At 31.4% G+C, this 13,433-nt stretch carries 7 protein-coding genes; all 7 read left to right on the top strand.

Going from position 1 to position 13,433, the window contains the following annotated elements; genetic code table 11:
• The first annotated feature begins 76 nt into the window (after nt 1-76).
• The 7 genes from ES045_RS07790 (at nt 77) to ES045_RS07760 (ending at nt 13,433) form a co-directional block, all read left to right on the top strand.
• Nucleotides 77-2,293: an endonuclease gene (locus tag ES045_RS07790; protein ID WP_147115003.1), complete on the top strand. Its 2,217-nt coding sequence runs from the start codon at nt 77-79 to the stop codon at nt 2,291-2,293.
• A 42-nt stretch (nt 2,294-2,335) separates the two neighbouring features.
• Nucleotides 2,336-4,399 (top strand): endonuclease, encoded by a 2,064-nt coding sequence (locus ES045_RS07785; protein WP_147115001.1) that lies wholly within the window; start codon nt 2,336-2,338, stop codon nt 4,397-4,399.
• A 164-nt stretch (nt 4,400-4,563) separates the two neighbouring features.
• A complete protein-coding gene (gene purL / locus ES045_RS07780) occupies nt 4,564-8,253 on the top strand; it encodes a phosphoribosylformylglycinamidine synthase (protein WP_147114998.1) in 3,690 nt (1,229 codons plus the stop codon).
• Between the two features lie 67 nt (nt 8,254-8,320).
• Nucleotides 8,321-9,148 carry a helix-turn-helix domain-containing protein gene (locus ES045_RS07775; protein WP_147114994.1) on the top strand — a complete coding sequence of 276 codons (828 nt, stop codon included), beginning with the start codon at nt 8,321-8,323 and terminating at the stop codon, nt 9,146-9,148.
• A 535-nt stretch (nt 9,149-9,683) separates the two neighbouring features.
• Nucleotides 9,684-10,478: a pentapeptide repeat-containing protein gene (locus tag ES045_RS07770; RefSeq protein WP_147114991.1), complete on the top strand. Its 795-nt coding sequence runs from the start codon at nt 9,684-9,686 to the stop codon at nt 10,476-10,478.
• 358 nt (nt 10,479-10,836) lie between these two features.
• Nucleotides 10,837-12,609, top strand: a complete 1,773-nt coding sequence (locus tag ES045_RS07765; protein WP_147114988.1) for an AMP-dependent synthetase/ligase — start codon at nt 10,837-10,839, stop codon at nt 12,607-12,609.
• 383 nt (nt 12,610-12,992) lie between these two features.
• Nucleotides 12,993-13,433 (top strand): thioredoxin family protein, encoded by a 441-nt coding sequence (locus tag ES045_RS07760; RefSeq protein WP_147114985.1) that lies wholly within the window; start codon nt 12,993-12,995, stop codon nt 13,431-13,433.

Raw genomic sequence — 13,433 nt, 5'->3', positions numbered from 1 at the left:
TTTTATACTTTTACATCAAAAATTTTTCATTGCTAGAAAAAGAAAGTACTATTTTGTTTAATTTTAAATAAATAACATGATAAAAAAATTACTTCTTTTAATTGCAATGTCAACTTGTGCCTTTACTTTTTCACAAGCACAAGAATATTATGATGATGTAAATGTACAATTGTCTGGAACCAATTTAAAAGATGCTTTGGCAACAAAGATTATAAGCACGCATTCTAACATGCTTAGGTATACACCTGGAGTTTGGGAAGCTTCTAAAATTACAGACAAAGATTCAGATGCTGCTAGAGTTGTTTTAATTTATGGTTGGGAAAATGGTTCTGATCAAGATGATACTAATGATAGGACTAGGGACAATAGTTTACAAGACAGCGGTAATGGCCAAAGCTTTGTTTGGAACAGAGAACATGTGTTTTCCAAATCCTTAGCAAACCCTAAATTAGTAACCGATAATCCTGGTGCAGGAACAGATGCTCATAATTTAAGACCTGCAGATAAAAATAGAAATTCAGAAAGAAATAACTTTAAATTTGCTTTAGGTAGTGGTAACTCTAGCCGTTCTTCTATTACCTACAATGGACCAGATGGTGCAAATACAAGAGGTTGGTATCCTGGTGATGAATGGAAAGGAGATGTTTCGAGAATTATAATGTACATGTATCTTCGTTACGGCACACAATGTCTACCTACAGCAGTTGGTGTTGGTGACAAGCAGTTTACAGAAGACGAAATGATTAACTTATTCTTAGAATGGAATGTAGAAGACCCTGTTTCGGCAATTGAAATCGCTAGAAACACCTATCATGAAAATACTACGAATACCTACGCACAAGGAAACAGAAATCCGTTTATAGACAATCCATATTTAGCAACAAGAATTTGGGGAGGAAACTCTGCTGAAGATCGATGGAATCTTTACAAAAACACCGATACTCAAGCACCTACGCCTCCAACAAGTGTTGCTGCAAGTAATATTAATTTAACTTCAATAGATCTTTCTTGGACTGCTTCAACAGATAATGTGAATGTAACTGGATATAATGTTTATGTAGATGATGTCTTAACTGCACAAACTTCTAGCTCGAATACAAGTTTAACAATCCAAAACTTAAACACAAATACCTCTTATAAATTTACAGTTATTGCAAGAGATCTTATAAATAATTTTTCTTCTGAAAGTACTCCTATAACTGAAAAAACACTACAAGATAGCACTCCACCTTCTATACCACAAAATGTTACAATATCTAATATTACAGATAGTTCTTTTAATTTAGATTGGTCTGCCTCTTCAGACAATAATGAAGTGAATGGATATGACATTTTTGTTAATGGCTCTTATAAATATTTTACTGCTACAACCTCATACACTGTTATAGGCTTAACTTCTGCGACTACTTATAGTGTCGCTATTTTATCAAAAGATGTTGATGACAACAAATCTGAAAAAACTGCTGCTTTAAATGTTACTACAAATGACGGATCTACTGGGGGAACAGCATCCGAATTATTTTTCTCTGAGTATGTAGAAGGTGATGATGGAGGTTCTAATAAAATACTAGAAATTGTTAACCTAACAGGTGCTACAATATCCCTTTCTGGTTATGAAGTTAAGATAGAGCGTAATGGCGCAGGAGAGTGGACAACACCACTTGCATTAGATAAAGGCACTGTTAAAAACATTGTTCCTGGTGATGTCTTTGTTATTGGTAATGGAGATAATAATAATCCTATATTACAACCTAATTCGGCTAGTAACACACTCGGACAAGTAGATTTAGTTCAACCTAGTAATGATGATACTCGTTTTGGACAGCCCGTAAACTTTAATGGAGACGATGCTGTTGCCTTATTTAAAGATGGTGTATTAATTGATATTATTGGAGTTTTTAATAATGATGATAATTTTGCAGCAAATATTACATTAAGAAGAAATGCAGACATTACATCACCAAATACTACTTATAATGCTAGCGAATGGAAATCATTTCCTGCGAACACCTATAATGGTGTTGGAAAACACACAGCAACTTTAAATACTAAAGATATTATTTTTGAATCTTTTAAAATGTTTCCAAACCCAACAGATGGAAATAATGTATATTTTAGCGTAACTGAAGCAGTAACTGTTAAAGTCTACAACATTTTAGGTAAATTAGTGCAATCTAAAAAGGTTACAAAAAGTAATAACAGTATCGATATTTCTAAATTATTAAAAGGTATTTATTTACTACAAATTAATTCTCGAAAACAATTTATTATTAAAAAATTAATTAAAAACTAAGAGCCCTGTACATTTTTCTAACCTTAATAAAACTTATACCACATGAAAAAAACGTTACTTATACTTTTATTATTCTCAACATTCTTAATGAATGCACAAGCAGAATCTTATTATGACGATGTAGATTTAACAAAATATGAACTGGCTTTAAAAGATGAATTAGCTTTAAAAACAATAGCAGCTCATACAAACTTTTTAAGCTATACTCCTGGTATTTGGGAAGCAAGTAAAATTACAGATGTAGATCCTACAAATCCAGATAATGTTTTACTTATTTACGGATATAATGACTCTGACGGAAACTATATTACAGATAGAACTAGAAGTAAATCTCTTAATGGAGGTACTAATGGTTCGCAATGGAACAGAGAACATACTTACGCAAATTCTTTAGGAACACCTAAACTTGAAAAAGATGGTAAAAGCGGACCTCCTTATGCAGAAGCATTTAATTTACGTCCTTCTGATGTAAAAATGAATTCTAACAGAGGTAATACTAAATTTGCTGATGGTTCTGGTAATGCTGGTAACCAAAATGGTGGTTGGTACCCTGGAGATGAATGGAAAGGTGATGTTGCAAGAATGATGATGTACATGTACATTCGTTACGGAGACCAATGTAAACCAACGGGTGTTGGTATTGGAAACCTTGTTGGACCAGATGATGAAATGATCGATTTATTTTTAGAATGGAATGTAGAGGACCCCGTTTCAGATTTTGAAAGACAAAGAAATACCTATCATGAGTCTAATGCAAACTATGCGCAAGGAAATAGAAACCCTTTTATAGACAATGCATATTTAGCAACCAGAATTTGGGGAGGAGATAATGCCATAGATTCTTGGGGAATGTATCTAACCCCAGATACAGAAGCTCCTACAGTGCCAACAAATGTTTCACTAAACAATATTACCACAGCTACTATTGATGCTTCATGGACAGCCGCTACAGATAATGAAGCCGTAACAAGATATGAAGTTTTTGCAAATGGTGTTCTACATGGTAACACTGCCACAACAACATACTCTTTAACTGGTTTAATACCAAATACCGCTTATAGTATTACTGTTTTAGCAAAAGATATTGCAAATAACAAATCTGCGCAATCAGCAGCAGCAAACGGTACAACATTAACAGATACTACTCCACCTTCAATACCTAAAGATATTACTATTTCTAGTGAAATAAGTTCTGGTTTTAAAATAAACTGGACTGCTTCTATAGATAATTCTGGTGTCGCTAGTTATGACGTTTTTATAAATGGGACATTAAAAGGAACAACACAAAGTACAGAATACCAAGTTACAGGCTTAACAGCTTCAACAACCTATAATGTAACTATCTCAGCAAAAGATATAGCAGATAATATATCTCAACAATCAGCTGTAGTAGAAGCAACAACAGCTGCAGAAAACACAGGAACATCTTGTGCTTTAGAAACTTTTAATAATATACCAGATAATGGTAATTCCTACTCCAATTTTACTTGGACAGGAGATAACGGAGTAGAATGGAGTGCTGTTAAGTCTAAAACAGAACAAATATTAAACGGTAAGGCAGTTGCTATTGATGTTAGAAACAATAATAACGGATCTCTTACCTCTTCTACATTTGCAAATGGTATGGGGAGTTTAACAGCTTCTACATTACGTGCTTTTAGAGGTGGCTCAGGTACCATAGATGTTTTTGTAAACGGAGATAAAAAGGGAACATTACCTTATGGTGATGAAACTCAAACAACAACAATTTCAAATATTAATATTTCGGGAGATGTAGTTGTAGTTATTAATGAATCTAGCTCTGGAGGCGAACGTGTAATTATAGATGATATAACTTGGACTTGTTATTCAACTTTAAGTACAGAAAATGATGTGTTGAACTCTTTTAAAATGTACCCAAACCCAACAAGCGGTAATAAGGTTCATTTTAAGATAACAGAAAGCGCAGAAGTTAATGTGTACAATGTTTTAGGGAAGTTAATTAAAAAAGCTAAAATAAATACGAACAATAATAGTATTGATATTTCTAAACTCTCTAAAGGGATTTACTTGGTAAAAATAAAATCTGAGAATCAATTTACATCAACAAAATTGATAAAAAAATAACAACAATTTTTAAATTGAGAAAAAGACGACTAAAAACATAGTCGTCTTTTTTTTGTTTCATAAATAAGTGAATAAGTATAAAATTTCAATTAAATTAATCTTACGTATTCAATTGAAAAAAAGTAAATTTGCATTTTACAACAACACCCAAATAAAACACGATAATGATTCATTTCTTTGGAAATAAAGACAGTAAAGTATTCGCTGTTCAAACAACAAAAAAATTAGCTGTAAAAACAGTTTCTAAATTGACTTGGTTATTCGCCAATCAACCAAAAATAGATGAAGTGTCTATTGACACTTATTTTGTTGGCCCAAGAGCTGCAATGATTACTCCTTGGAGCACAAATGCTGTAGAGATTACCCAGAATATGGGAATTAAAGACATCATTAGAATTGAAGAATTTACTGCGAGTACAGAAGAATTTTCTGACTTTGATCCAATGATTTCTGAGAAATTCAATGGCTTAAATCAAGATTCTTTTACAACAGAGATTAAACCAGAAGCCGTTTTAAATATCGAAGACATTGTCGCTTACAACAATGAAGAAGGCTTGTCTTTAAGTGATGAAGAAGTTGAATACTTAGAAAGTGTTGCTACAAAAATTGGAAGAAAATTAACAGATTCAGAAGTATTTGGCTTCAGCCAAGTAAACTCAGAACATTGTAGACATAAAATATTTAATGGAACTTTTGTTATTGATGGCGAAGAAATGCCAACATCTTTATTTAATTTAATAAAAGAAACAGCTAAAGAGAATCCGAATGAGATTGTTTCTGCCTATAAAGACAATGTTGCTTTTATAAAAGGACCAAAAGTGGAACAATTTGCTCCTAAAACAGCAGACAAACCAGATTATTATCAAACAGAAGATTTCGATTCTGTTATTTCAATAAAAGCAGAAACGCACAATTTCCCTACTACAGTAGAACCATTTAATGGAGCTGCAACAGGTTCTGGAGGTGAAATTAGAGATCGACTTGCTGGCGGAAAAGGCTCTTTGCCTTTAGCAGGAACAGCCGTTTATATGACTTCTTATTCTCGTTTAGACGAAAAAAGATATTGGGAGAAAAAATTTGAAGCAAGAGATTGGTTGTATCAAACACCAATGGATATTTTAATAAAAGCATCTAATGGCGCATCTGATTTTGGAAACAAATTTGGACAACCATTAATTACAGGTTCTGTATTAACTTTTGAGCATGAAGAAAATTCTTCTTCTAGTACCTCTAAACCTAGAAAATTAGGTTATGACAAAGTGATAATGCAAGCGGGTGGAATTGGTTATGGAAAAGCAACTCAAGCTTTAAAAGATACGCCTAAAGAAGGAGATAAAATTGTAATTCTTGGTGGTGAAAACTACAGAATAGGAATGGGTGGCGCTGCAGTTTCTTCGGCAGATACTGGCGAGTTTGCTTCAGGTATTGAATTAAATGCGGTACAACGTTCAAACCCAGAAATGCAAAAACGTGCTGCAAATGCAGTTCGTGGAATGGTAGAAAGTAAAGAGAATTTTATTGTTTCTATTCATGATCATGGTGCTGGCGGACATTTAAACTGTTTATCGGAATTGGTAGAAGATACTGGTGGTAAAATCGATTTAGATAAATTACCAATTGGAGACCCTACCCTATCAGCAAAAGAAATTATTGGTAACGAATCTCAAGAAAGAATGGGATTGGTTATTGCAGAAAAACATATCGATACTTTACAAAAAATTGCAGATCGTGAACGCTCTCCAATGTATACCGTTGGTGAAGTTACAGGAAATAACAGATTTACTTTTGAGTCTAAAAAAACTGGTGAAAAACCAATGGATTTAGCTTTAGAAGACATGTTTGGCGCTTCTCCTAAAACTGTTTTAACAGATAGTACTGTAGGAAGAAAATATAAGAACCCTCGTTATAAAACAAAAAATTTAGAAATCTATTTAAAACAAGTTTTACAACTAGAAGCGGTTGCTTGTAAAGATTGGTTAACAAATAAAGTAGACAGATGTGTTGGTGGTAAAGTTGCCAAACAACAATGTGTAGGTCCGTTACAAATTCCGTTAAATAACGTTGGTGTAATGGCCTTAGATTATAATGGTAAAGAAGGCGTTGCAACCTCAATTGGACACTCGCCTATTTCTGGATTAATTGATCCTGAAGCTGGAAGTAGAAATGCCATCACAGAATCTTTAACAAACCTTATTTGGGCACCATTAAAAGACAATTTAAAAAGTGTTTCACTTTCTGCAAACTGGATGTGGCCTTGTAAAAATGAAGGTGAAGATGCACGTTTATACAAAGCAGTACAAGCAGTTTCAGAATTTTCTATCGATTTAGGAATCAATGTTCCAACAGGAAAAGATTCTTTGTCTATGAAACAGAAATATACTGATGGAGAAGTAATTTCTCCAGGAACTGTGATTATTTCTGCTGCAGGAAACTGTAATGAAATAAGTAAAGTTGTAGAACCTATTTTACAGGTCGACGGAGGAAATATCTACTACATTAATATTTCTCAAGATGAATATAAATTAGGAGGAAGTTCTTTCAACCAAACATTAAATGCAATTGGAAATGAAGCTCCAGATGTTACCAATGCGTCTTATGTAAAGAAAACTTTTAACACGATTCAAAAATTAATAAAAGCAGATAAAATTAAAGCAGGACATGATATTGCATCTGGTGGTTTTATTACAACATTATTAGAGATGTGTTTTGCGGATGTTAGTTTAGGAGCAGATTTTAATATTTCTGAATTAAATGAAGAAGATTCTATTAAGGTATTGTTTTCTGAAAATGCTGGAATCGTTTTTCAAGCAGATGCTTCTGTAGAAGAAAAATTTGAAGAAATGGGAATTACCATTTTTAATATCGGAACAGCTAATAATTCCGGAACAGTAAACATTAAAAATAATGAAGATACCTTCTCTTTTGATGTTGCAGAATTAAGAGATGTTTGGTACACTACTTCTTTCTTATTAGATCAAAAGCAAACGGCTAATAATTTAGCACAAGACAGATTTGATAATTACAAAAAACAGCCTTTAGCTTATAAATTCCCCGAGAATTTTACAGGAAAACTTCCTGTCATTGCAAGCGGAACGGAGCAATCTCGTCCAAAAGCGGCTATCATCAGAGAAAAAGGTTCTAATTCTGAACGTGAAATGGCAAATGCTATGTATTTAGCTGGTTTTGACGTAAAAGATGTGCACATGACAGATTTAATTTCTGGGCGTGAAACTTTAGAAGAAATTCAGTTTATTGGTGCTGTTGGTGGTTTTTCTAATTCGGATGTTTTAGGTTCTGCAAAAGGTTGGGCAGGAGCATTTTTATACAATGCCAAAGCAAAAAAAGCGCTAAAAGACTTCTTTAACAGAGAAGATACCTTGTCTGTTGGTATTTGTAATGGAGCACAATTATGGATGGAATTAGACTTAATAAATCCAGATCATAAAGTACATGGTAAATTAATGCATAACGACTCTAACAAGCACGAAAGTTCTTTTACATCCGTAAAAATTCAAGAAAATAATTCTGTAATGTTATCTAGTTTAACAGGAACAGAGTTAGGCGTTTGGATCTCTCACGGGGAAGGAAAATTCAACTTACCAGAAGCTGAAGAAAACTACAATATTGTGGCAAAATATGGGTATGAAGGCTATCCTAACAATCCGAACGGATCTGATTTTAACACTGCAATGCTATCTGATAAAACGGGAAGACATTTAGTAACCATGCCACATATAGAGCGTTCTACATTCCAATGGAATTGGGCAAATTATCCTGCAGGAAGAAAAGACGAAGTTTCGCCATGGCTAGAAGCTTTTGTAAATGCTAAAGAGTGGATTGAGAATAAAAAATAATTAATATCAATAAAAAAGGCTTTGTAGAATATATTTTTTCTATTTTTAGGATAGAAAATTGCATTCTATGAAGCTTACTTATTACAATATTCATAAAACTCCTCATCTAGTAGAGGAGTTTTATCATATTACGTATTCAGAAAACATCATTCCATTGCAAGCCATTATACCTCCTTTGGGTTTTAATAGCTTAGTTTACATCTTTTCTAATGGACAAAAAATTTTGTTAACCGATAATGATGTAGTTATAAAGAACCTAGTTTTAAACGGACAATTCTATAATTCTTATAAGCTTAGTGTTAACCAATCTGGCTTTTCTTGCGGTATAAACTTTAAACCGACAGCTCTTCACAAATTAACAGGTTTAGATGTCTCAAAATTCACTAATAAATGTTCTAATTTCAACCAAGTAAATGAAGAACTTTCAAATAAATTTGAAGACTTTTTTACCTGTCATAAGAATAATTTCCATCAACTATTTCATAATTTAGAAGAACTTCTGATTAGTTTACCTTTAACAGAAAATAAGTACACAACCGCAATAGACAGACTTATTCACATAATACACCTAAAAGAAGGTCTGGTAAGTGTAAATGATTTGCTTAAAGAGATTCCCTTTAGCCAAAAAACATTAGAAATGCAGTTTAAAAAAATTGTAGGCTTAACACCAGCAAAGTATATAAGAATTCACCGCTTTAAAAAATTAATGGAACAATATGAAAACAATAGATTAAACTTAAAAGATTTAATTTATATGTATGACTATTATGATGAGTCTCATTTTGCTAAAGATTTTAAGTCGTTTACATCGCAATCTTTTAAAGATTATTTTAAAGATGAGTTCATACTTATAAAAGAAGTATTTAATACTAGTAATTACGATTTTTTACAATAAATAACCAACTTATACCTATATATTTACACTGTAATTAATTTAAAATAAAACGTTTTAGGGGGATGTTTTATAATATCTAATTTTTTATAAAAAAATGTGGAAACACAGTTGTTATGAAGTTTAAAAGGCCGAATTAAGTTTCGGCCTTTTTTTTTATAAAAACTTTTTTAAATTCAATATTTAAATCATTCATTAAAGATCCTTTTTACTTTCGATACTTTAAAGTAGAATATCCTTCAATGCCTAGAAATTTAGCTTGTAGAAGATAATCGCGTTAATTTAAGTTTTATTGATGTCAGAATTAATATTTATAATAAAATTTAAAATGCTATTGCTATTCCTTATTATAAACTCATAAAAATGGCTGTGATATAGGCTTAACACTAATTAATAGTATTATCGAAACGCACAAATAATCCATTCATTTCACTTCAAAAAATAGTAAAATAATATTTATAATTTCATTTATTCTCTAATAACTGTCACATTTTCATTTTTTTTCTGTCATTTAATAAAACACTTTAAAACTCATAAAATGAAAAAGAATGTCACCTTATTAACCATCAGTTTATTTTTAGTTACTTCAATCTCTTTTGCACAGAAAACAGTAAAAGCATCAGATATTATGAAAGACATTAAGGCCGGTAAATCGATCTCTATTGAAAGTGCAACAATAGAAGGTGTACTAGATTTTACTTATATGGATGATGCTATAGAAAAATCATCTAGAAATAAAAAGAGCACTTGGTTTAACTGGAGCTCTGGAAACACAACGAATGAGGTGAAAAAGAGGATAGATGTAAAAATTTATTTTACAAACTGTACCTTTAAAGATGATGTTTTAGCATACATACCAGATGAGGATTCTGGTTACACCTTTACAGCAAATTTTGAAGAGATAACAATCTTTAAAAATTGTAAGTTCGAACAAAGAGCTATGTTTAAATATTCTCATTTTGCAAGAGATACCGATTTCTCTGGTACTACTTTTAATGATGACAATACCTTTAAATATGCCGAATTTAATAAGGGTGTAAATTTCTCAGCTACACTTTTTAACGAAATTGCTACTTTTAAATATGCTAAATTTAATAGAAATGTAAGCTTTTCTAATGCCACATTTAAAGATACGGCCACATTTAAATATACACAGTTTAACGAAGGCGTTTCTTTTAAAAATGCAAAATTTGAAGAGGATTTAAATATAAAATACATGAAAGTATCTGGTGACTTTAATATTTCTAATATGGAAGTTGCCTATGAAATTGATTCAAAATATGCTAAAATCAATGGAAAAAGTTTCAGTAAACATACAATTGACAAAAATTAGGTATTTATACGTATATGTATGTGAAATCTTCACCTTAAATTGCAGTCAATGGAAACGGTTAGATTAGGGGCTAACCCAGACCAGATTAAAACTAGCTTCTTTATCTTATATTGAAGCTAGTTTATTTTTTTACACTATTTTTCTTACACACTTTTTTTTCTTCAAAAATATTATTCTAAAAAAAAACAACTAAACCACTTATAATCAATATATTTATAATAAGGTATGATGTGTATTAATTAATTATCTTAAAATAAAACACCTCTAAAATAGTAAATTCGCATTTAATAAACTACTAAAATAAGTATTTGCTAAATAGCAGTAATTTTCCTAATTTGCAATACACAAATTAGAACTCATGTCGATAGAAATTACTAGATTATTTGATTTTCCATACTACCAATTAGAAACTTATAATTTAAAAAAAGCACTTGTTACCAAATACAACAATAAATGGGAAAGTACTTCTTCTCAAGAATATGTAGACAAAGCAAACCAATTTAGTAGAGGCTTACTAAATTTGGGGATAAAGCCAAATGATAAAATTGCTATAATATCTTCGAATAATAGAACAGAATGGAACATTTGTGATATTGGTATTCTACAAACTGGTGCTCAAAACGTACCTATTTATCCAACAATTTCTAAAGAAGATTATGAGTATGTCTTAAATCACTCAGAAGCTATTTATTGTTTTGTTTCTGATATTGATGTTCTAGAAAAAATTAATAAAATAAAAGGAAACACTAAGTTGAAAGGTGTTTATACTTTTGATGAGATTGCTGGTGAAAAGTCTTGGAAAGAAATTTTAGAATCAGGTAAAAATAAAAGCAACCAAAAAGAAGTAGAAGAAAGAAAAAAGGCAGTAAAACAAGATGATTTAGCAACTTTAATTTATACTTCTGGCACCACCGGAAGACCAAAAGGTGTAATGCTATCTCATAGAAATATCGTTTCGAATGTACTAGCATCTAAAGAAAGAGTTCCTTTAGATTACGGTAATTCTATAGGTTTAAGCTTTCTACCGATATGTCATATTTTCGAAAGAATGATTGTATATCTCTATCAATATTGTGGTGTATCTATCCATTTTGCAGAATCCATAGAAAAACTTTCTGAAAATGCACAAGAAATTAAACCACATGTAATGACAGCTGTACCTCGTTTATATGAAAAAATTTATGATAAAATTATTTTAAAAGGGGAAGATTTGTCTGGTATTAAAAAAATACTTTTCTTTTGGGCAGTAAATTTAGGTTTAAAATACAAACCAAACGGAGAGAATGGCTGGTGGTATGAAAAACAATTAGGTTTGGCTAGAAAACTAATCTTTTCTAAATGGCAAGCAGCTTTAGGTGGCGAATTAAAATTAATGGTTTCTGGTAGTGCAGCATTACAACCTAGACTTACAAGAATTTTTGCCGCAGCAAATATGCCAATAATGGAAGGGTATGGTCTTACAGAAACATCGCCTGTAATTACCGTTAACGATCAAAGAAACAAAGGTTTTAGAGTTGGTACTGTAGGTAAAGTTATTAAAGACGTAGAAGTTAAAATTGCAGAAAGTGGAGAAATCTTAGTTAAAGGACCAAACGTAATGTTAGGTTATTTTAAAGATGAAGCAAAATCTGCCGAAGTTTTAAAAAATGGTTATTTTTATACAGGAGATAAAGGTGAGTTTGATGAGGAAGGTTTCCTAAAAATTACAGGAAGAACCAAAGAAATGTTTAAAACTTCTGGTGGTAAATATGTAGTACCTCCTTTATTAGAAGGCGAATTAAAACAATCGCTATTTATAGAGCAAGTTATGGTTGTTGGTGAGGGTGAAAAAATGCCCGCAGCAATTATTCAGCCAAACTTCGATTTTATAAAAGATTGGATAGATAAAAAAGGACATGAAATTGGAAAAACGAATGAAGAAATTATAACGTCTGAATTAGTTATAAATAGAATACAACTAGAAGTAGATAAATGCAATACGCATTTTGGTAAATGGGAGCGTATCAAACGTTTTGAATTAACACCAGATGTTTGGACCATAGATGGTGGTCACTTAACACCAACCATGAAAATGAAGAGAGCTATTATTAAAGATCTCTACAAAGATTTATACGTCAAAATTTATAAATAGTAACAAAAACCTCACTTCAAATTAAAAGTGAGGTTTTTTATTATGAATAACAGTTGTTTCTGTTGTTCATTTATTCTTCAAAAAATAGTACTTCGCTAATAACTGATATAAGTCATTAAAACATTCTAGAATTAAGAATACCTTGCACATAATTAATGCGAACATCAGAAACAATATATTTATTTTATTCTACTATATAACAAAGTGTTCGTAAAATACAAAGAGCTGTTTTCTTCAACTTCGTAATAGTAGATTCAGATGAAAACCTAAATTAATTAAAAATATTTTTTAAAAGGACTCCTCTTTAAAACAAAGAAAGAGTTCTTTCGTTGTAAGGTCATGGCATCCTTTTTTGACAAAATCTAAAATAAATAAACTATAAAATGAAAAAGATAATAGCAATAGTAATAATACTATTTGTAAATGTAACTGCTACAATTGCGCAAGAATGGGAAACGGATATTATCATCGCAAAAGAAATCGCTATAAAAGAAGGCAAGCGTATTGTACTCGTTTTTCAGGGTTCAGATTGGTGTGCGCCTTGTATTAAATTAGACCGCGAAGTATGGAGTACAGATACTTTTAAAAAATATGCAAAAAAAAATTATGTAATGCTGCAAGCAGATTTTCCGAAGAGAAAGAAAAATGCATTGCCAGAGTCTCAAGCTATTGCAAATGCCAAATTGGCTGAAACTTATAACAAAAATGGTGTTTTTCCATTTGTAGTTGTATTAGATTCATACGGTAGAGTACTTGGCGAAACAAGTTACAAAAGAACAACACCAGAGAGTTACATTAAAGAATTAAATACGTTTTTAGAATAA

Origin of the sequence: Polaribacter sp. IC073, assembly GCF_007997075.1 — a bacterium.
GTDB lineage: Bacteria > Bacteroidota > Bacteroidia > Flavobacteriales > Flavobacteriaceae > Polaribacter.
Note: the sequence above shows the minus strand (reverse complement) of the source record. Positions and strands in the feature narration are given on the sequence as shown.